Origin of the sequence: Streptomyces sp. NPDC047022, from assembly GCF_040644155.1 — a bacterium.
Classification (GTDB): domain Bacteria; phylum Actinomycetota; class Actinomycetes; order Streptomycetales; family Streptomycetaceae; genus Streptomyces.
Genome location: NZ_JBEYVV010000028.1, coordinates 18141 through 38214, shown reverse-complemented (window position 1 = coordinate 38214; position 20074 = coordinate 18141). Strand labels below are relative to the sequence as shown.

At 69.9% G+C, this 20074-nt stretch carries 16 protein-coding genes and 1 riboswitch; of the genes, 14 read left to right on the top strand and 2 right to left on the bottom strand.

What is annotated here, in order from left to right; translation table 11 throughout:
- Positions 1 to 63 precede the first annotated feature (63 nt).
- Positions 64 to 164, top strand: a riboswitch (glycine riboswitch).
- A 149-nt stretch (positions 165 to 313) separates the two neighbouring features.
- From gcvT to ABZ845_RS24620, 5 genes are all read left to right on the top strand, one after another.
- Positions 314 to 1432, top strand: coding sequence for a glycine cleavage system aminomethyltransferase GcvT (gene gcvT, locus ABZ845_RS24640; protein ID WP_360983173.1), 1119 nt, complete (start codon positions 314 to 316; stop codon positions 1430 to 1432).
- 131 nt (positions 1433 to 1563) lie between these two features.
- Complete coding sequence (gcvH, locus tag ABZ845_RS24635; RefSeq protein ID WP_360983171.1) at positions 1564 to 1941, top strand: glycine cleavage system protein GcvH; 378 nt, start codon at positions 1564 to 1566, stop codon at positions 1939 to 1941.
- 15 nt (positions 1942 to 1956) lie between these two features.
- Complete coding sequence (gene glyA, locus ABZ845_RS24630) at positions 1957 to 3219, top strand: serine hydroxymethyltransferase (protein ID WP_360983169.1); 1263 nt, start codon at positions 1957 to 1959, stop codon at positions 3217 to 3219.
- 143 nt (positions 3220 to 3362) lie between these two features.
- Positions 3363 to 4730, top strand: a complete 1368-nt coding sequence (locus tag ABZ845_RS24625; protein ID WP_360983167.1) for an L-serine ammonia-lyase — start codon at positions 3363 to 3365, stop codon at positions 4728 to 4730.
- Positions 4731 to 5270: 540 nt separating this feature from the next.
- Positions 5271 to 5774: a hotdog fold thioesterase gene (locus ABZ845_RS24620; protein WP_360983165.1), complete on the top strand. Its 504-nt coding sequence runs from the start codon at positions 5271 to 5273 to the stop codon at positions 5772 to 5774.
- A gap of 334 nt (positions 5775 to 6108) precedes the next feature.
- Here ABZ845_RS24620 and ABZ845_RS24615 read toward each other — a convergent pair whose 3' ends face one another.
- Both ABZ845_RS24615 and ABZ845_RS24610 read right to left on the bottom strand, forming a co-directional pair.
- Positions 6109 to 6753 carry a TetR/AcrR family transcriptional regulator gene (locus ABZ845_RS24615; protein ID WP_360983163.1) on the bottom strand — a complete coding sequence of 215 codons (645 nt, stop codon included), beginning with the start codon at positions 6751 to 6753 and terminating at the stop codon, positions 6109 to 6111.
- Between the two features lie 95 nt (positions 6754 to 6848).
- Positions 6849 to 10697, bottom strand: coding sequence for a beta-ketoacyl synthase N-terminal-like domain-containing protein (locus ABZ845_RS24610; RefSeq protein ID WP_360983161.1), 3849 nt, complete (start codon positions 10695 to 10697; stop codon positions 6849 to 6851).
- A 288-nt stretch (positions 10698 to 10985) separates the two neighbouring features.
- Between ABZ845_RS24610 and ABZ845_RS24605 the strand changes: the two genes are divergently transcribed.
- The 9 genes from ABZ845_RS24605 (at position 10986) to ABZ845_RS24565 (ending at position 20065) form a co-directional block, all read left to right on the top strand.
- Entirely contained in the window at positions 10986 to 11801 is an 816-nt protein-coding gene (locus ABZ845_RS24605) for an alpha/beta hydrolase (RefSeq protein ID WP_360983159.1), read from the top strand.
- A gap of 62 nt (positions 11802 to 11863) precedes the next feature.
- On the top strand, positions 11864 to 12688 hold the full coding sequence (locus tag ABZ845_RS24600; RefSeq protein ID WP_360983157.1) for an oxidoreductase: 825 nt from the start codon (positions 11864 to 11866) through the stop codon (positions 12686 to 12688).
- A gap of 28 nt (positions 12689 to 12716) precedes the next feature.
- Positions 12717 to 13958 (top strand): MFS transporter, encoded by a 1242-nt coding sequence (locus tag ABZ845_RS24595; RefSeq protein ID WP_360983155.1) that lies wholly within the window; start codon positions 12717 to 12719, stop codon positions 13956 to 13958.
- A gap of 83 nt (positions 13959 to 14041) precedes the next feature.
- Positions 14042 to 14518, top strand: a complete 477-nt coding sequence (locus tag ABZ845_RS24590; RefSeq protein ID WP_360983153.1) for a PPOX class F420-dependent oxidoreductase — start codon at positions 14042 to 14044, stop codon at positions 14516 to 14518.
- A 35-nt stretch (positions 14519 to 14553) separates the two neighbouring features.
- Positions 14554 to 15699: an FAD-dependent monooxygenase gene (locus tag ABZ845_RS24585; RefSeq protein ID WP_360983151.1), complete on the top strand. Its 1146-nt coding sequence runs from the start codon at positions 14554 to 14556 to the stop codon at positions 15697 to 15699.
- 28 nt (positions 15700 to 15727) lie between these two features.
- Positions 15728 to 16825 carry a phenazine biosynthesis protein gene (locus ABZ845_RS24580; RefSeq protein WP_360983149.1) on the top strand — a complete coding sequence of 366 codons (1098 nt, stop codon included), beginning with the start codon at positions 15728 to 15730 and terminating at the stop codon, positions 16823 to 16825.
- Positions 16826 to 18178, top strand: a complete 1353-nt coding sequence (locus ABZ845_RS24575) for an aldehyde dehydrogenase family protein (protein ID WP_360983147.1) — start codon at positions 16826 to 16828, stop codon at positions 18176 to 18178.
- 41 nt (positions 18179 to 18219) lie between these two features.
- Complete coding sequence (locus ABZ845_RS24570) at positions 18220 to 19422, top strand: acyltransferase (protein WP_360983145.1); 1203 nt, start codon at positions 18220 to 18222, stop codon at positions 19420 to 19422.
- Between the two features lie 124 nt (positions 19423 to 19546).
- Positions 19547 to 20065: a hypothetical protein gene (locus tag ABZ845_RS24565; RefSeq protein ID WP_360983143.1), complete on the top strand. Its 519-nt coding sequence runs from the start codon at positions 19547 to 19549 to the stop codon at positions 20063 to 20065.
- The last annotated feature ends 9 nt before the right edge of the window (positions 20066 to 20074 follow it).

The window sequence follows — 20074 nt, the reverse complement described above, 5'->3', positions numbered from 1 at the left end:
CCGGCCTGCCGCCATTCGGGCGGGGCATGCAATGATGTGCGCGCCAACTGCATACCGGCCGCTTGAATCCGCGCGGGAGAGTTCCGGGTACGTCTGCGTGCCCGGGCGCCGAAGGAGCAAGTCCCTCCCTTGAATCTCTCAGGCCCCGATACCGCGCGGGCGAGGCACATCTGGAAAGCGGGCCGCCTTTCGCGGCTCCACCCAAGGTGCAAGCCATGACCCAGGACCACGGGAGTCATGGCGAACCTCTCAGGTTCCGATGACAGATGGGGAGGAACGACCTCGCCCTTCCCCATGCCTTGGAGCACATCCGATGAGCAGCAGCCCCCTGCGTCTCACCGCGCTCGATGCCGTGCATCGTTCGCTGGGCGCCACGATGACCGACTTCGCAGGCTGGGACATGCCCCTGCGCTACGGCTCGGAGCGCGACGAGCACGTCGCCGTCCGCACGAAGGCCGGTCTCTTCGACCTCTCGCACATGGGCGAGATCACCGTGACCGGTCCCGAGGCGAACCGGCTCCTCGACCACGCCCTGGTCGGCAACATCTCCTCCATCGGCACCGGCCGCGCCCGCTACACCATGATCTGCCAGGAGGACGGCGGGATCCTGGACGACCTGATCGTGTACCGGCTCGCCGAGCAGGAGTACATGGTCGTCGCCAACGCCTCCAACGCCCAGGTGGTGCTGGACGCTCTCATGGAGCGCTCAGCCGGCTTCGACGCCGAGGTGCGCGACGACCGCGACGCGTACGCGCTGATCGCCGTCCAGGGCCCCGAGTCCCCCGGCATCCTGAAGTCCCTGACCGACGCCGATCTGGACGGCCTGAAGTACTACGCGGGTCTGCCCGGCACGGTGGCCGGGGTCCCGGCGCTCATCGCTCGCACCGGCTACACGGGCGAGGACGGCTTCGAGCTGTTCGTGGCGCCCGAGCACGCCGAGAAGCTGTGGCAGGCGCTGACCGAGGCGGGCGAGCCCGTCGGCCTCACTCCCTGCGGCCTGTCCTGCCGGGACACTCTGCGCCTGGAGGCGGGCATGCCGCTGTACGGGCATGAGCTGACCACGTCCCTGACTCCCTTCGACGCCGGTCTCGGCCGGGTCGTGAAGTTCGAGAAGGAGGGCGACTTCGTGGGGCGCGCCGCGCTCCTCGAGGCCGCCGGGCGCGCCGAGAAGAACCCGCCGCGCGTCCTGGTCGGCCTGGTCGCCGAGGGCCGCCGCGTCCCGCGCGCCGGGTACACGGTCGTCTTCGGCGGCGAGGTGATCGGCGAGGTCACCTCCGGCGCCCCTTCCCCCACGCTGGGCAAGCCGATCGCGATGGCCTATGTCGACGCCGCGCACGCCGCGCCCGGCACGTCCGGGGTCGGCGTGGACATCCGGGGCAGCCACGAGCCGTACGAGGTCGTGGCGCTGCCGTTCTACAAGCGCCAGAAGTAGACACTGAGCCCGGGCCGGATGCGGCGCCGCGCGTGTCCGCGCATGTCCTCACGGCTTCCGGGCGCCTCGAGAAGTCACCCGTTCAGTCACCCGTATCACCAGCACTGACCGCGTACAGGAGAATTCAGGCCATGAACAACCCCCAGCAGCTTCGCTACAGCAAGGAGCACGAGTGGCTGTCGGACGCCGAGGGCGGCGTCTCGACGGTCGGCATCACCGAGCACGCGGCCAACGCGCTCGGCGACGTCGTGTTCGTCCAGCTTCCGGAGGTCGGTGACACCGTGACCGCGGGCGAGACCTGCGGCGAGCTGGAGTCGACCAAGTCGGTCAGCGACCTCTACTCCCCGGTCACCGGCGAGATCACCGCGGTCAACCAGGACGTCGTGGACGACCCGTCGCTGGTGAACTCCGCCCCCTTCGAGGGCGGCTGGCTGTTCAAGGTGCGGGTCACGGACGAGCCCTCCGACCTGCTCTCCGCCGACGAGTACGACGCCCACATCGCGGGCTGAGGAGTCGTAGCACCCATGTCGCTTCTGAACACGCCCCTGCATGAGCTCGACCCGGACGTCGCCGCCGCCGTCGACGCCGAGCTGCACCGCCAGCAGTCCACCCTCGAGATGATCGCCTCGGAGAACTTCGCTCCGGTCGCGGTCATGGAGGCCCAGGGCTCGGTCCTGACCAACAAGTACGCCGAGGGCTACCCGGGCCGCCGCTACTACGGCGGCTGTGAGCACGTCGACGTGGTCGAGCAGATCGCCATCGACCGCATCAAGGAGCTCTTCGGCGCCGAGCACGCCAACGTCCAGCCGCACTCGGGCGCGCAGGCCAACGCCGCCGCGATGTTCGCGCTGCTCAAGCCCGGCGACACGATCATGGGTCTCAACCTCGCGCACGGCGGGCACCTGACCCATGGAATGAAGATCAACTTCTCCGGCAAGCTCTACAACGTGGTCGCCTACCACGTCGGCGAAGACGGTGTGGTCGACATGGACGAGGTGGAGCGCCTCGCCAAGGAGCACCAGCCCAAGCTGATCGTCGCGGGCTGGTCGGCCTACCCCCGTCAGCTGGACTTCGCCGCCTTCCGCCGGGTCGCGGACGGGGTCGGCGCCTACCTGATGGTCGACATGGCGCACTTCGCCGGCCTCGTGGCCGCGGGCCTGCACCCGAACCCGGTGCCGCACGCCCATGTGGTCACGACCACCACCCACAAGACGCTGGGCGGCCCGCGCGGCGGTGTGATCCTTTCGACCGCCGAGCTGGCCAAGAAGATCAACTCCGCGGTCTTCCCCGGTCAGCAGGGCGGCCCGCTCGAGCATGTGATCGCCGCCAAGGCCGTGGCGTTCAAGGTCGCGGCCTCCGAGGAGTTCCGCGAGCGGCAGCAGCGGACGCTGGAGGGCGCGCGGATCCTCGCCGAGCGCCTGGTGAAGGACGATGCCAAGGCCGTGGGCGTGGACGTCCTGACCGGTGGCACCGACGTGCACCTGGTCCTGGTCGACCTGCGCAACTCCGAGCTTGACGGGCAGCAGGCCGAGGACCGGCTCCACGAGGTCGGTATCACGGTCAACCGCAACGCCGTCCCGAACGACCCGCGTCCGCCGATGGTCACCTCGGGCCTGCGCATCGGCACGCCCGCCCTGGCGACCCGCGGCTTCACGGCCGAGGACTTCGCCGAGGTCGCGGACGTGATCGCCGAGGCCCTGAAGCCGTCGTACGACGCCGAATCGCTGCGCGGCCGGGTGAAGGCCCTGGCCGACAAGCACCCGCTCTATCCAGGTCTCGGAAAGTAAGCACTTCCGAAACGTTTCCGGAGCAGTTCCGGAACGTCTCCGGAGGACTTCCGCAGCACCCTCGGGCACCGCGCACACTGGAAGGACACACACCAGCCGGGCGCGGTGCCCACCCCGCACCACCCTGTCATTGAGGAGTCACCGTGGCCATCTCGGTCTTCGACCTGTTCTCGATCGGCATAGGCCCGTCCAGCTCCCATACGGTCGGTCCGATGCGTGCGGCGCGCATGTTCGCCCGCCGGCTGCGCAACGAGGACCTCCTGGAGCCGGTCGCCTCCGTACGCGCCGAGCTGTACGGCTCGCTCGGCGCCACCGGCCACGGCCACGGCACCCCGAAGGCGGTGCTGCTGGGCCTGGAGGGCGCCTCACCGCGCACGGTCGACGTCGAGACGGCCGACCAGCGCGTGGAGGACATCAAGGCCTCCGGCAGGATCCGGCTGCTCGGCGAGCACGAGATCCCGTTCTCGTTCGACGACGACCTCGTCCTGCACCGCCGCGAGACGCTCCCCTACCACGCGAACGGCATGACGCTGTGGGCGTACGACGCCTCCGGGGCCGAGCTGCTGTCGAAGACGTACTACTCGGTGGGCGGCGGTTTCGTCGTCGACGAGGAGGCGGTGGGCGCGGACCGCATCAAGCTGGACGACACGGTGCTGAAGTACCCCTTCCGCACGGGCGACGAGCTGCTGCGCCTGACGAAGGAGACGGGTCTTTCGATCTCCTCGCTGATGCTGGAGAACGAGCGGGCCTGGCGCACCGAGGAGGAGATCCGCGAGGGTCTCCTGGAAATCTGGGAAGTCATGCGGGCCTGTGTCGCGCGTGGCATGTCGCGGGAGGGCATCCTGCCGGGCGGTCTGAAGGTGCGTCGGCGCGCCGCCGTCACCGCCCGCCAGCTGCGCGCCGAGGGCGATCCGCTCGCCCACGCCATGGAGTGGATCACGCTCTACGCGATGGCCGTGAACGAGGAGAACGCGGCGGGTGGCCGCGTCGTCACCGCCCCGACGAACGGCGCCGCGGGCATCATCCCGGCGGTCCTGCACTACTACATCGACTTCGTGCCGGGCGCCGACGAGGAGGGAGTCGTGCGCTTCCTGCTCGCGGCTGGCGCCATCGGCATGCTGTTCAAGGAGAACGCGTCCATCTCCGGCGCGGAGGTCGGCTGCCAGGGCGAGGTCGGCTCGGCCTGCTCGATGGCGGCGGGCGCCCTGGCGGAGGTGCTGGGCGGGACACCGGAGCAGGTCGAGAACGCGGCCGAGATCGGCATGGAGCACAACCTCGGCCTGACCTGCGACCCCGTCGGCGGTCTGGTCCAGATCCCGTGCATCGAGCGCAACGGCATGGCGGCGGTCAAGGCCGTCACGGCGGCCCGCATGGCGATGCGCGGCGACGGCACCCACAAGGTCTCCCTCGACAAGGTCATCAAGACGATGAAGGAGACCGGGGCGGACATGAGCGTGAAGTACAAGGAGACCGCTCGGGGCGGGCTCGCGGTGAACATCATCGAGTGCTGAGGGGACAGGCCCTGACCTGTGCGTTCGCTTCTTCGGCGCCGTCAGGGCCTTCCCTGCCCACCCGGCGGGAAGTCCCCGGGATGTCCCCGACGAGGAACGTCACTGTTGGCGGTTGGGCGCGAGGACGAAATCGCGGCCAGGGACAGCCGCACGGGTAGACGCCAACTACAAAGGCGCGGCTCGCCAGTTCGCGATACGAGCACGATCCATCGAGCTGGTACAGCTCGACCATGCCTGCGTGAAGCCCGGCAACGTCACGAATCACGTTGACGTTCAATCGACGCGAGCGCCGGCGCCTGCCACCCGACTCAAACCTGTCGACTCGTGCCCATCTCCATGGGTATTCCGCGTGGCGCGGTTCGCCGCCGCACGCCTCCGCGAAGGCGACCGCCACCTCCAGCGCGGGGACATTGCGGCCGGACGCAGCCGGCACTCCCCGACGGAGAGATGTCGATCACAGTGCCACGCTGGACAGTTGGTGCAAACTACAATCCCACGAGCGATCCTTTCTCGACCCCACCGCCGATCGGAGCCGCACCCATGGGTGACCAGACCCAGACGCAGACCACGCCGCGCACAGGGTTAAAGATCCCGCCTGAGGTCCTCAGCCGTTTCGCCGTCGCCGGCGTCGACCTCGAGTCGATGTTCTCCGCCGGACACCTCGGCAACCGCATGGGCGTAGAGCTCGTCGAAGCCACCCCCGACCGCGTCGTGGGCACGCTGCCGGTCGAGGGCAACACCCAGCCCTACGGCCTCCTGCACGGCGGCGCCTCAGCGGTCCTGGCGGAACACCTGGGCTCGATCGGCGCAACGCTGTACGCCGGCCCCACGAAGGTGGCGGTCGGTGTGGAACTGAACTGCACCCACCACAGGGGGCTGCGCTCGGGAACGGTCACGGGCACAGCAGTCCCGGTCCACCTCGGCCGCACCATGGCGACCTACGAGGTCGTCATCACCGACGACCAGGACCGCCGAGTCTGCACCTCCCGCCTGACGTGCCTCATCCGGGACGTGGCCCCGAACGGGGTGGGCGCGTCGGCTTGAGGCCGCGGAGGCAGAGCACGGCCAGGACGACGCCTCCCCCGTTCACCACTCTCCGGCCCCTCCGGTCGACGAGCGAGCCGCCCGGCTCCACCCCGGCAGCATCGCCACGCCTGCGCCGCAGGCATTCAGCGTGGCCTCCTCACCAGCATCGAAAGACCGGCTTCGAAGTCGCGGCCCGACAAGCGAACGGTGTGCGCTGCACCCGGCCCATATCCTCCGGATCGGAGCCGGTGCGAGCTTCTTGATCTCTTCGACGAGGTGCTCGACGGCTGACGGAACGCGCCGTCACCACCGAAGCGCGACAGGGCCGTTGATCGGGCACTCCCCGCGACGGCTACTTCGTGTCGTCGGCGATGGAGCCGTCGCTGACGATGCTGGGCAGAAGGAAGTCCACGATGCGCTGCAGTTCCGTGGCAAGGCCTTCGCCCTTCAGATCGCCGCGACACCATCGGAACAGCACCCCCAAGTAGGCGTCCCGCAGCAAGTGCCCTACCTGTACAGGATCCACACCGGACCTGATCCTGCCCTCCGCCACCCCGGCCCGGATCACGTCGGCGAAGACCTCGGCCGTGCGTGGCGGTTCGGTGATCGGCAGGCCTGCCCGCACCCACGAGGTGAGCATGACCCGGTTGAGCCCCGGCTCCTCCTCCTCGTTGATCTCGACGAGTGCCGCCATGCATCGCCCGAGGGCGACGCGCAGGTCGTCGTTCGTAGGCGTCCCCTGCCGCAACTTTTCCTCGAATCGCAATTGGCGTTGGCTGCTCCAGGTGGTGACGAGCTCTTCCTTGTGCTGGAAGTGGTTGAAGAACGTGCCGCGCGCGACGTCGGCGCGCTCCGTGATGTCGTCGACCTTCGTTTGCTCGAAGCCCTTTTCGGCGAACAGACTCAGGGCAGCAGAGAAGATGCGTGCCTTCATCCGCTGTTTGTTGCGTTCGCGGCGGCCCGTAGCAACGGGTGCAACAGTGGGTTCAGCAAACATACGTTCTCCAGCGACGAGGGAGTGGACCTTGTAACCATGTGTTGCGCGGCCCGCAAGGCTGGGCCTAGTCCCCCTGTGTAAATTTATACCAGAATTTAACTTTGATGCATAGTGCTCGTTTGAACCCCGGTTGCCGCCACCAGCTGGCCGATGCTCTCCCGGCCGAGCAGTCGCCCCACGGGCAGATCGATGCCCATGGCGGTCCGTATGCGCTGCCGCAGTCTGACGGCCGTGATGGAGTCGAGGCCGAGCTCGCGCAACGGGCGTCGGCGGTCGATGCGTTCGGGCGTCATTCCGAGGAGCGCCGCGGCGTGCGTCAGAACGGCCGCCTCGCCGTCGGCAGCCGGCTTGGGCGCAGATTCGTTCACGGCCTTCGCCACCGCAGGTGCCGGCTCGGCCGCCCCGGCCTCTCGCCGTGGCGAGGTGTCCCGGGCGTCCGCCGCGCCCGTTGGGCCGGCCAACTGCAAGAGCTGGACGCCGTGCAGCTCTGCCAGTAAGTGTTCCCCGTCGTCCGCGTGGATCACGACGTCCGCGCGGACAACGGAGTCCCAGGAAGCCGTGCCGTCCTCCGCCACCGGTCGGAGCACGGCCGAGCTCCACACCGGCCTCGTCAGGTCGGTCAAGTCACCGTGCACCGTCACGGAGTCGATGCCGACGGGCAGATAGGTGTAGCTCATGCCGTCCGGTCCGCTGCGGGGCAGCACGGCGAGCAGCGGCTGCAGCGGGATCTCCCATGCCGCGGGGTGTCCGGGTGCCGGCAGGCTCATCCGGGCCACCGCACGGCCCGCCTTTCGCCAGAGCCGGCAGACGCCCGCGAGGTCGCCGGGGACCTCGTATCCGTACCCCCGGGCCTCGTCGTAGAAGTCCGGTCCTGACAGGTACTCGGTGCAGTGCGCGAGCAACGCGTCGAGGCTTTCGGTCGTGCCGCCGCCCTTGAGCGGGGCTGAAGTGACGCGGGCGGTCAGGCAGGTCCGGGCCGGTTCGCCGGTTGCCCCCGGGGAGACGACCTGGACCGTTGCGAGGCTGTCGGCACCCTCGGGACGCAGCTTGACCCGGAGGGAGGCCCCGTGTGCCTGTCCCCGGTCGACCAGTTCTCCGGTCAGTGTGATGTCCTCAAGGCGGTGTTGCCCGCCGAGTTCGGAACGCGCCGCGCTCAGCACGGCGTCGACGTACAGCATCGGTGGCACAACGGCAGTGCCGCGGAACGACACCCCCAACGCCTCGATGTCCAGTGGCCGTTCGTAGGTGAACCCGGTGGCCGCCGGGAGGGGCGCCGGTTCCCGCAGGTGCTCGTTGTCCCAGGGGTATCGGGGCAGTGGCACGGGGCGGGCCGCGCCCCGGAACCACCGGGAGAAGTCGATGGCGGCGCCCGCGGCATGGAGGCGTCCGGCCGCGCGGGCGAGCTCAACGCCTTCGTTCTCCTTCCGGCGCAGTGAAGCGACGGTGAGGTACGGGGTACCGATCGCGTCCAGGGTCTCCTCCACGGCCGAGGTCAGCAGCGGGTGCGGACTGATCTCCAGGAAGACGCTCTCCTCCTGATTCGCCAGCTGCGAAACGGCACCGGCGAACCGCACGGGGCGCCGCAGGTTGTCCATCCAGTACGCGGCGTCGAGGGCCGTCCCGGGGACGGACTCGGCACGCACGGTGGAGTAGAACGGCAGCGACGTCTCGCGCGGCTCGAGGTCCGTCAGGGTGCCGAGCAGCTCGGACCGCAGCGCGTCCATGTCAGGGGAGTGGGAGGCCACGCCGACGTTGACGAACCGGGCCAGCCGACCGCGCTCCACCATGTCCTCGGCGAGCTTGCCAAGGCTTTCCGGATCTCCGGCGAGGACGGTGGAGTGCGGTGAATTCTCCGCGGCGACGCACAGTGCGCCGGGATACCGGGCGGCGACCAGCTCGGCCTCGTCCGGGGACAGGTCGGTGGCCAGCATCCGCCCCCGGCCGCCGAGCCGGCTCATGAGTCGGCTGCGGCGGCAGATGACCGCGGCCGCGTCGCGCACCGGCAGAGCGCCGGCGATCACGGCGGCGGCCGTCTCGCCCATGCTGTGCCCGATGCATGCGGAAGGGCTGACACCGAGATCCTGCCAGAGGCAGGCCAGCGACACCTCCATCGCCCACAGAGCCGGCTGGACCACGTCGATCTCGGTGGGAAAGTCCTCTTGCTCGCGTTTCAGTAATTCGATGACGGACCAGCCCAGTTCCGCCTGGATCGCGGCGTCGCACTCGGCCATACGGTCACGGAAGGCGGGGAAGGCCTCGAGCAGCCCCCGCCCCATGCCCGCCCACTGCGCCCCCTGCCCCGGGAAGACGAACACCGTCGCCGGCTCCGCGCCGAAGCCGGCCTCGCCGCGTCCGCCGTCGGCGATCTCCTCGCCGGCTGCGAGCGCCTCCAGCCGGCCGGCGACCTCCTCGTGGCTGCCGCCGATCACCCACATCCGGTACGGGTGGTGGTCGCGGCGCAGTGCGGCCGCGGCGCAGATGTCGCGCAGGGGCTCCTGATGGCCCGCGCCACCGGGCCGCAGATGGCGGGCGTAGGCTGCCGCAAGCCGCTCCAGGGATCGCTGCGAACGAGCGCTGATCACAAGCAGCTCGGGGCGCTCGTCCGCGGCGGCGGGTGCGGCCTCGGCAGTGAGGCCGGAAGGGACCCGGCCTACGACGACATGGGCGTTGGTTCCCGACAGGCCGAAGGAACTGACCCCGAGGTACGTCTCGTCGCAGTCTTCGAGAGGTTCGTTCTCGGTGACCACGTGGATGGGGGAGTCCGGGTCGTCGAGCAGCGGGTGCGGACTGTTCAGATGGAGCGAGGCGGGGATCACGCCGTTGCGGGCGATCAGGACGGTCTTGATCAGTCCTGCGATGCCGGCGGCCGCCTCGGCATGGCCGATGTTGCTCTTCACCGACCCGGTCCGAAGCGGCCGGTCCGGGTCGCGCTCCGAGCCCATCGCTGCTGCCAGCGCGGACAGTTCCACCGTGTCCCCGACGGAGGTGCCGGTGCCGTGCGCCTCCACGTAGCTGAGGTCGGCCGGGGATATCCCGGAGTTGCGGCAGGCCTCGCGGAGCATCTCGGCCTGGCCCGAGACGGAGGGCCTGACCAGCAGCCCGCTGCTGCGTCCGTCGTTGTTCACCGCGCTGCCGGCGAGCACTGCCAGTACCGGGTCGCCGTCGCGCCTTGCGTCCGCGAGGCGCTTGAGCAGCACGACCCCGACCCCGTCACTGCGCACGAACCCGCCGGCATCGGCGTCGGCGAACGCGCAGCGCCCCTCCGGCGAGAGCATGTCGGCCTGCGAGTAGGCGATGGAGTCCCGGGGTGAGAGGACCACGTTGACGCCGCCGACGACGGCGAGGTCGCTTTCCCCGGTGAGCAGGCTCTGCCGGGCCATGTGCACCGCCACCAGGGACGAGGAGCAGGCGGTGTCCAGCACGATGCTGGGGCCGCGCAGGTCCAGCGCGTACGAGATGCGTCCCGAGGCCATCGCCCGCAACTGGCTGCCGATGGTGCGCCGGATGTCCTGCTCGGTCAGCGGCCGGTGCTCGTCGCCGTATTCGGCGGTTGCCTGGCCGACGAAGACACCGGTCCGGCTGCCGGCCAGGGCGGAGGGGCGGATGCCTGCGTCCTCCAGCGCCTCCCACACGACCTGGAGCAGGACGCGGTGCTGTGGGTCGATGGCGCGGGCTTCAGCGGGCGAGATGCCGAAGAAGCCGGGGTCGAAGGCGAAGGGATCGCCGATGAACCCGCCTTTTGCCGATACCGACTTGCTCGGGGTGGCCGGGTCGGGAGCGTGGTACGCGGCCGCGTCGTACCGGTCGCCCGGAATCGCCGTGACGCTGTCGGCATTGCCGATCAGGTGCTCCCAGAACTCGTCGACGTTCGAGGCACCAGGGAACCTGCACCCCAGGCCGATGACGGCGATCGAGTGATCGGACGCTAATGCGGGCTGATCCATGTGGCGTACCTGCCTTCATGTGCGAGCGAAGCATCGGTGCTGCAGGAGTGATAGTCGTCCAATGATTGACGCAAGGTCAAGTTTGAACTCTTGCCGTCTACTTGCATCGTCGGTCATCGAATACGCCCTCACCTGCGCGGCACGGCCATGCGGCGCGCGAGCGGCACCTCCGGGTGAGACCCAGGCCGCCCACTTACTTGGCTTTCAGTTAAAAGTGATACTTGCGTCTAAGCACAACTCGTGGTCCCATCTTGTCCTGCAGTTGACCAATCTCAAGGAGGCACCCACATGCCGAGTGCGGGGATACTGATCAGCGGCGGTCATGCCGACGTCGAGTACGCCATCAACGGCAACGGACCTGCTCTGATGCTGGTGCACGGCACCGGGACTCGCGGTGAGGCCTGGGTCCAGCAAGTCGAGGAGCTGAAGGGGAAGTTCACCGTCGTCACCCCGGACCTGTCCGGTTCGGGCGGCACGGTCGACCATGGCGGGCCGCTGACCCTGGGCGACCTGGTGGCCGAGGTGCTGGCGGTGGCCGACCACGCCGGCCTCGACACCTTCCACCTCGCCGGCCACTCCCTCGGCGCGGTGGTGGCGCTCCGCCTTGCGGCCGAGCATCCCGAGCGCGTGCGCTCGGTCGTCTCGCACGCCGGCTGGGCGTACACCGACGAGCGGATGACGGCCGACTTCCGCTACTCGCTCGATCTGCTGCGCACCGACGCGGAGTCGGGTACCTCGCTCGTCCCGCAGATGTTTCCCCTGGCCACCCTCGGCCCCCGGTACTGGGCGGCGACGGACGAGGCGGCGCACGAGAAGCTCGTCCAGCAGATTGCGCAGAACGCCCAACCCGGCACCGCACGCCAGTTCGAGGTCGGCCTCACCGTCGACCTGCGCCCGCTGCTCGGCCGCATCGCAGCGCCGGCGCTGGTTTTCGCCAGCGCTCACGACCGCGTCTGCGGAGTGACGCAGCAGCGGCTGCTGCGCGAAGGGATCCCCGGCGCGTCCTACGCCGAGATCGACACAGGCCACAACGCGCTGGCGGAAGACCCTCAGGGGTTCGCCGCGGTGCTCGTCTCGTTCCTCACCCAACACACCGGCGCCTGAGAGCGGCCTCCGCAGATCCCGACGCCCGGCCCACGCAACACACCGAAAGTTGGAGGAAGTTCATGTCCGTTTGGCTGATCACCGGCAGCTCCCGTGGCTTTGGCCTGCACATCGCCCGAGAGGCGCTGGCCCGCGGGAATCAGGTCGTCGCGACGGCGCGCAACGCGGAGGCCGTTCGCGCCGCGCTCGGCGAGGACCGCGGTGATGTGCTGGCCCTGCCGCTCGACGTGACCGACGAGCGGCAGGCACAGGAGGTGGCGCAGGCGGCGGCCGAGCGCTTCGGCCGGATCGATGTCCTGGTGAACAACGCCGGCCGGGGGCTGCTCGGCGCCGTGGAGGAGGCCTCAGAGGCCGAGGCGCGCGCGGTCTTCGACGTCAATGTCTTCGGTCTGCTCGCCGTCACCCGGGCGGTGCTGCCGCACCTGCGCCGGCAGCGCGCCGGCCGGATCCTCAACATCAGCTCTGTCGGCGGATTCACCGCCGGCTCGGGCTGGGGCGTCTACAACAGCACCAAGTTCGCCGTCGAAGGCCTCAGCGAGGCCCTGCGCGCCGATCTCGCCCCGCTCGGCATCCACGTCACCATCGTCGAACCCGGAGTCTTCCGTACCGACTTCCTGGACGACTCCTCGCTGCGCCGCACCACTCCGATCGACGACTACGCGGGGACCGTCGGCAAGACCCGCGAGTGGGCGGTGGAGACGAACCACCAGCAGCCCGGCGACCCGGTCAAGGCCGCCCGGGCGATCGCCGCCGTGGCCGAGGCGGACGCGCCCCCACTGCGCCTGCCGCTCGGCGCGGACTGCGTCGCCCGCATCGAGAGCAAGCTCGAGGTCGTCGCCAAGGAGCTCGACGCCTGGCGGGAGGTCGCGCTGGACACCGCCATCTGATCAACCGTCTCCGGAAAGGAGGACTCCGATGCGCTCGGTGAGTTCGGCCGGGCGGGTGGACCCGCGGGTCTGGCTGCTCGCGCTGGGAACATTCGCAACCGGCACCGACCTGTTCATCGTCTCCGGACTGCTGCCGGCAGTGGGACGGGACCTGCATCTCTCGACGGCGCTTGCGGGCCAGACCTCCACCGCGTTCGCCGCAACGTACGCGGTGGGAGCGCCGATCCTGGCCGGACTCACCGCCAGGTTCCGACGCAAGCCGCTGCTCATCGCGGTCATGCTGGTCTTCGGCCTCGGCAACGCCCTCTCGGCCGTCTCGGCCAACTTCACCGTGCTGCTGATCAGCCGTGTGATCACCGGCGCAGGCGCCGCTCTGTACTCGGCCAACGCCTCCGCGGTCGCCGCCCGCATCAGCCCGCCCGAGGTGCGTGGCCGGGCACTGGCCATCGTCTACGCGGGCATGACCAGCGCCATCGCCTTCGGTGTGCCGATCGGCAACTGGATCGGCGAACTCTCCTCCTGGCGATGGGCGTTCGGCCTGGTCACCTTCCTCGCGGCCTTGACGGTCGCCGGCATCCAGTTCTTCCTGCCGGACGTGCCCACCGGACCCGGTGCCACGGTACGGGAGCGGATGGCCGCGATCCGGATCCCGCAGGCTCCCACGCACCTGCTGGTGACGGCCCTGTGGACCGCCGGTACGTTCACCGTCTACACCTATCTCGGCTCCATCCTGGAGCAGATCACGGGACTGTCCGCCGGTCAGCAGTCATGGGTTCTCCTGCTCTTCGGCGTCGGCAGCTTCGGTGGCGTCTTCGTCGGTGGCCGGTTGGCCGACCGGTTCGGCTCGGTCGTCGGCCTCACGCTCACCATCAGCGCGCTGGGCATCTGGCTGGTCGTGCTCACCCCGGCCATCCGCTGGCCGCTGGCCGCGGCGGTCGCCGTCGGAGTGTGGGGCCTGGTGCACTGGCCCAGCTTCCCGCTGCTGCTGCACCGGGCCCTGGGCATCGGCGGTGACCGCGGCGACATGCTCCTCGCGCTGAACAACAGCGCTGTCTACGTGGGCCAGATGGCCGCCGCCGCGGTCGGCGGGCTGCTGGCAAACGGGGACATGCTCCGCTGGAACCCACTGGCCGGCGCCGGCTTCGAGGCGCTCGCCGGCCTCGCCCTCGTCGTCAGCGTGGGCGCACTCCGCGGACGCGGCCGCAAGCGCCCACTGCCGGCGGCGGCGCCCACGGAGGCCGAGGAGTCCCGTCCCGCGCTGCGGGGGTGAACCGCGCCCCGGCCCCATCCCCGCGCCGCAATGCCGGCGGCCGGTGCCAACGAAGGAATCCCATCCCGAAGGAAGGACGCAGCATGCCCGCTCACCAGGAGATGGAGGTCGCGGTGGGGCCCCGCCTCGCCCCGGAGGTCCGCGCCCTCGCGGACGGGCCGAACTTCGCCGCTCTGACCACCCTGATGCGCGACGGAACCCCGCAGACCCAGATCGTGTGGGTCTCCACCATGGGTGACTACCTCGCCCTCAACAGCGAGGTGGCCCGGCAGAAGGTGCGCAATCTGCGCCGCGACCCGCGGGCCACCATCACCATCTGGCAGCACGACGACCCCCTGAACTTCGCCGAGGTACGCGGCCGGGTGGTCAAGGAGATCCTCGGCGCCGAGGCCCGCGACCACATCGACGAGCTGTCCCGCAAATACCTGGGTGGCCCCTTCGCCGACGAGTTCATCACCTCGGACCGCGTGCTGCTCCTCGTCGAACCCGACCGGCAGCTCGTCCGCGACCACGCGCGCTGGGTGGCGGGCCTGCCCCAGCACCAGCACCAGCACCAGTGACCCGGAATCGTCCACTTCATACGTGAGGAGTCACAGTGAAACGCCGCATCCTGATCATCGGAGGGGGCATCGGCGGCCTCGCCGCCGGCGCCGCGCTCGGGCAGCAAGGCATCGAGACCACCGTCGTCGAGATCCAGCCGGAGAACCTCGTCGCCGGCGTCGGTATCAACATCCCGGGCAACGCCTTACGGGCCCTGAAGCGGCTCGGCCTGCTCGACGACGTTCTCGGCCACGGCTACACCTTCGACCGTGTCGATTTCCACGACTCCGCCTCCCGGCTGCTGCTCGCGCTGCGGTCGAAGCTGGGGGTCGGCGGAGTACCTGCCAACTGCGCCATCCAGCGCAGGGATCTGGCCCGGATCCTGGAGAAGGCCTGTGTCGACGTAGGAACCGAGATCCGCTACAGCACCTCCGTGGACGAGATGCAGACCGCCGTGAGCGGCGGGGTCTCGGCCACCCTCACCGACGGCAGCACCGAACGCTATGACCTTGTGGTCGCGTTCGACGGAATCCGATCCTCCTTCCGTAAGGCGGCCCTCGGCGTCGAGCCCCGGTTCACCGGCTACTCGGTGTGGCGGGTGGCCCTCGAGCGGCACGCCGACGTCACCCGGAACATGTACTTCCAGGGCATGGGCACCAAGGCGGGCCTCTTCCCGCTCAATAAGGACTTCATGTATCTGCTGCACGTGACGCCGGAGCCGGGCAATCCGCGCCACCCGAGGGAGCAGTTCTACGGCCATCTCACCGAGCGCCTGGCCGGCTACACAGGTCTGATCGGCGAACTGCGCGACAGCATCAAGCCCGACGAAGACATCGTGTACGCACCGATCGAGGAGGTGCTCCTCCCGCTGCCCTGGTACCACGAAGGGCTGCTGCTGCTCGGAGACGCCGCCCACGCCATGGCGCCGCACCGTACCCAGGGCGCCGCCATGGCCATCGAGGACGCCGCCGTACTCGGCGAGACGCTCGGCCGGGACGGCGGGCTTCGTGGCCTGCTGGCCGAGTTCCAGGAACGCCGCTTCGCCCGCGCCAAGATCGCCCAGGACGCCTCCCGCAACATCCTCCTGGCCGAGATGAACACCGCTGACCAGGCATCCCTCGACCGGCAGACCGACTTCCTCGAGAACGGCCTGGAAGCGGTGGCCCACCAGGTGGACGACGCGCTCAACCAGCCGTTCTGACGCAGCACCGCTCCGAAGGGACGAACGCGTGATCAGCACCCCTGCCCACCTGCCCGACCCGCACCGGCCACCTTCCGGGGAGGCCGACTTCGACGCCCATGTTCGCGCCATGATGGCCTGGCACTTCGACGACCGCACGGGCTCACCGTTCTGGCTGGCCCGCCGCGCGCACCTGGGCTTTGATCCGCGCACCGACGTCACCGGCGCGGCCGACCTGCTCCGCTTTCCCGATGTCAGCCGCGAACTGCGCACCACCCCGGCGGCCGACCTCATACCCAGGGGTGCCGCACCGGGACAGGTCTTCCGCGTCTACGAGTCCGGCGGCACCACCGGCGCCCCCAAGCGGATCGTGGACGGTGCCTACCGCTCCCGGATGGGCGCCTGGACCCGGCAGCGGCTGACCGAGCACGGTGTACCCGAGACCGGCGACTGGCTGCACCTGGGGCCCACCGGCCCGCACGTGGTGGCCTTCGACACCTCTCGGTACGCCGAGCCCTCCGGCGGCCTGTGCTACACCGTCGACCTCGACCCGCGCTGGGTCAAACGCCTGCTCGGCTCCGGACGGCAGCAGGAGGCCGACGACTACATCGACCACCTCCTCGACCAGGCTCGCGAGGTCCTGCTGAGCCAGCCGGTGCGCATCCTGAGCACCACACCCCCGCTGATCGAGGCCATCTGCGCCCGGCCGGACCTGTACGAACTCGTCTTGTCCCGCATCGAGGCCATCATCTGGGCCGGCACCTCCTTCAGCCCGGAGAGCCTGCGCCTGGTCCAGGAGGACTTCTTCCCCGCCGCCCGCCTGGTCGGGATCTACGGGAACAGCCTCATGGGTGTGGCCCCGCAGCGCGTACGGACGCCGGAGGACGACCATGCCTGCGTCTTCGAGCCGTTCTCCGAGACCACCCGCCTGGACCTGGTGGACGAGGACGGCAGAAGGGTCGGCTACGGCGAGCGCGGCCGGGTCAGGCTGAACCTGGTCAGCGAGGAGATGTTCCTGCCCAACGTGCTGGAACGGGACAGCGCCGTGCGAGTCCGGCCGGCCTCGGACGGTGGCCCCGATGGCCTCGCGGAGGTGGCGAGCGTGGCGACCTACGAGGACGCCGACGTCGTGGAGGGGGTGTACTGAGTGCTCGTCATCGATCCCTTCGTCGCCGGTGAGAGCCGGCCGAGCGCCGACCGCGGCGTTCTGACCGATGTGCACGGCGAACCGCTCGCGGACGTCGGCCTCGCACCCAGGCTGGCCGCCCAGGCCACCGTCGACCGGCTGCGCCGTTCCGCCGATGGCCGGCCACCCGAGCCGGAGGTGTTCCGCACGGCCGCGCAGCTGTTCGCGACGGCCGAGCTGAACGGCGAGAGCGCCGAGGACTATGTGCGCCGCACAGTGCGCGCTACCGGTCTCGCGTCCACCACCGTCCGGCGTGCCCTGGCGGACATGGCCACCGAGATCAAGGAACTGCCCGCCACCACCGAGGCGGACCTGCCCGCCGCGCAGTTGCGTCCGACCCACCGCGTCCACCGTGCACCGTCGGGCCGTGTCTTCACGGCCGTGATGGCCAGCAACCACCCGCAGCCGCACGCCACGTGGGTGCAGCCGCTCTACCACGGCTACAGCGTCGTCGTCCGGCCCGGCAGCCGCGATCCGTTCACCCCTCGCCGGCTGGCCGCCGCCCTGCTGTCCGCCGGGCTGCCACCGGACAAGCTGGCCTTCCTGCCGAGCCCGCACGCCGTCGGTTCGTTCCTGCTGAACGCCGCCGACCGCGGCATCATCTACGGCAACGAGCAGGCAGTGAGCACCTGGACCGATCACGCTCGAGTGGCCACCCGCGGCCCGGGGCGCTCCCGTGCCCTGCTCGACGTGCCCCTGACCGATGCGCTCCTGGAGCACCTGACCATGAGCGCCGCCTTCGACGGCGGCACTCGTTGCACCAACCTCTCAGCCGTCCTGACCAGCAACGACGTCCGCGACACCGCGGCCAGGCTCGCCGGACGACTGGCGCGCGTCCCGGTGCTGCCCGCCATGGACCCGGAGAGCGAGCTCCTCGTCGTCGGGCGCGAGCGCGCCGACGCGCTGCGCCGGCAGATGGCGAAGCTGGCCACCGAACTCACGGACCACAGCACCCCGCTGTACGGCGACGACTTCCTCGTCGACCTGGGCGACGGCTCCTTCCTGCCGCGCCCCATGGTCCTCGCCGCCGACCGCGCGGACCATCCGGCCGTCGGCACGGAGCTGGCCTTCCCGTTCGTCGTGGTCGCCCCCTGGAGCCCGGCCGACGGCATCGCGCCGCTGCGGCCGTCGCTGGTGCTCAACTTGCTGACCGACAACGCCGCGATCACCGGACAGGCCCTGCTCGACCCGACCGTCCGGAAGATCACCGATGGTGCCGTCCTGCCCTGGGATCTGGTACCGGGCATGCCGCACGACGGCAACTACACCGAGTTCCTCCTGGACGCCAAGGGCGTCGTCACACCGGCCGGATGACTCGGCCGCCGACCGCTCACCACACCATCGGGAGTCTCACCATGTCCAGCCCGACCAGGACGACCGTGCCGGCGTCCGCGCGCTTTGCACGGCTGCCCTCGCTGACCGGCATGCGGTTCTTCGCCGCGTTCATGGTCTTCCTCTTCCACTCCACGCTGCCGCCGTACACGCCGTTCAGCGGCGGCAGCGCCGAATCCGTCACGCACGCAGTCAGCAAGGCGGGCTGGCTGGGTGTCGGGTTCTTCTTCGTGCTCAGCGGCTTTGTGCTGACCTGGTCGGCACGCCCGGGCGACAGACCCCGGCAGTTCTGGCGGCGCCGGCTCGTCAAGATCTACCCCAACCACGTGGTGACCTTCGTCGCCGCGCTGCTGCTGTTCGCCTGGGTCAAGAACACCTGGAAGCAGGAACTGCCCAACCTCCTGCTGCTGCACACGTGGATCCCGGACGCGAAGACGTTCCAGAGCGTCAACCCGCCCAGCTGGTCGCTCTCCGTCGAGGTCATCTTCTACCTGTGCTTCCCCTGGCTGCACCGGGCGATCCAGCGCATCCGGCCGGAGCGGCTGTGGCTGTGGGTGGGCATCCTGGGCGCCGCCGTGTTCGTCATCCCGGCCATCGCGTACGCGGCCCTGCCCGGCTCGCCCGTCATGCCGCTGGGATTCCGGGCCTCCGTGTGGCAGTACTGGTTCGTCTGGCAGCTGCCGCCGTTCCGGATGATCGAGTTCGCCGTGGGCATCCTGATGGCCCGCATCGTCATGACCGGCCGCTGGATCAACTTCCGGGTCACCCCGGCGCTGCTCCTGGTCGCCGTCGCCTACGTGGTCGAGCTGCTGTGGGTGCCGTGGCTGTTCGGGATGAGCGCCGTGACGCTGATCCCGGTCGCGCTTCTGATCGCCGCGATGGCCACGACCGATATCGCGGGCCGGCGCTCGGTCCTGCGGCACCGGGTCTTCGTGTGGCTGGGCGAAGTCTCGTTCGCCTTCTACCTGGTCCATGACATCACCGTGCACGTCTTCGTCGACCGCTTCGGCCTCAGCCCGGTGCACAGCGCCCCGGCCGCGGTCGGACTGCTCGCCCTGGAGGCAGGCATCAGCGTCTTCTTCTCCTGGCTGCTCTACACCGGCGTGGAGCGGCCGCTGATGAACCGCTACGGGCGCACCCGCCCGCCGCTGCCGCGCGACTCCGCGGGCGACACCGGCAGCACCGAGTCCGACAACAAGCCGGCCGAAGCGGTGCGGACGCACTGACGCGCGCGCCATCTCGGCCGGGGTGGCCGCGCCACGTCCCCCGGGCGTGGCCACCCCTCCCCCCGCACGGGCGCGATCGCCGGATGTTCCCTCTCCAGCACACTACGGGCAGCCCAGGAGACCAATGATGACCACGCTCCAGCCGACGCTCGAACTGAGTGCCAGCACCCGCATGCTGCTGGCCTGTGACGGCTCCACCACCCTGCTCCTACAGGCCCTCACCGGCCACGATCTGTCGATCCGGGTCGACGCCCAGGGCGATACCCCGGCAGACCGGCTCCCGCCCCGCATACGTTCCGCGCTCGGGCTCGCGGACACCGCCGTCGTTCTGGAGCGCCGCTCCTGCCTGGTGACCCCCGAGCAAGAGGTGATCAGCATCAACCGGGTGGTGTTCGACGAGGTTGCCCGCAGCCGGATGGGGGTGCCCGACTCCCTTACCCCCATCGGCCTCCAGCTCCGTGACAAGCAAGTGCACCAGCACCGTGAGCAGCTGTCCACCGGGCTCATGCGCTGGCGGGACAGCCTCACCGAGCGGTGGGTGGACTCCGCCTTCAAGGAGTACGTCATCCACTACGCCGTCGGCGGACGGGCCTATGTGCACGAGCAGTTCAATCCGCACATGGTCCAGCTCGCGGGTGACTAGTGCCGCACC

Excerpts from the sequence above, each read along its gene's own strand:
- ABZ845_RS24595 (WP_360983155.1), top strand. The coding sequence starts at position 12,717 with ATGCGCTCGGTGAGTTCGGCCGGGCGGGTGGACCCGCGGGTCTGGCTG.
- ABZ845_RS24610 (WP_360983161.1), bottom strand. The coding sequence starts at position 10,697 with ATGGATCAGCCCGCATTAGCGTCCGATCACTCGATCGCCGTCATCGGC.
- ABZ845_RS24590 (WP_360983153.1), top strand. The coding sequence starts at position 14,042 with ATGCCCGCTCACCAGGAGATGGAGGTCGCGGTGGGGCCCCGCCTCGCC.
- ABZ845_RS24615 (WP_360983163.1), bottom strand. The coding sequence starts at position 6,753 with ATGTTTGCTGAACCCACTGTTGCACCCGTTGCTACGGGCCGCCGCGAA.
- gcvT (WP_360983173.1), top strand. The coding sequence starts at position 314 with ATGAGCAGCAGCCCCCTGCGTCTCACCGCGCTCGATGCCGTGCATCGT.
- ABZ845_RS24600 (WP_360983157.1), top strand. The coding sequence starts at position 11,864 with ATGTCCGTTTGGCTGATCACCGGCAGCTCCCGTGGCTTTGGCCTGCAC.
- ABZ845_RS24620 (WP_360983165.1), top strand. The coding sequence starts at position 5,271 with ATGGGTGACCAGACCCAGACGCAGACCACGCCGCGCACAGGGTTAAAG.
- gcvH (WP_360983171.1), top strand. The coding sequence starts at position 1,564 with ATGAACAACCCCCAGCAGCTTCGCTACAGCAAGGAGCACGAGTGGCTG.
- ABZ845_RS24570 (WP_360983145.1), top strand. The coding sequence starts at position 18,220 with ATGTCCAGCCCGACCAGGACGACCGTGCCGGCGTCCGCGCGCTTTGCA.
- glyA (WP_360983169.1), top strand. The coding sequence starts at position 1,957 with ATGTCGCTTCTGAACACGCCCCTGCATGAGCTCGACCCGGACGTCGCC.
- ABZ845_RS24605 (WP_360983159.1), top strand. The coding sequence starts at position 10,986 with ATGCCGAGTGCGGGGATACTGATCAGCGGCGGTCATGCCGACGTCGAG.
- ABZ845_RS24565 (WP_360983143.1), top strand. The coding sequence starts at position 19,547 with ATGATGACCACGCTCCAGCCGACGCTCGAACTGAGTGCCAGCACCCGC.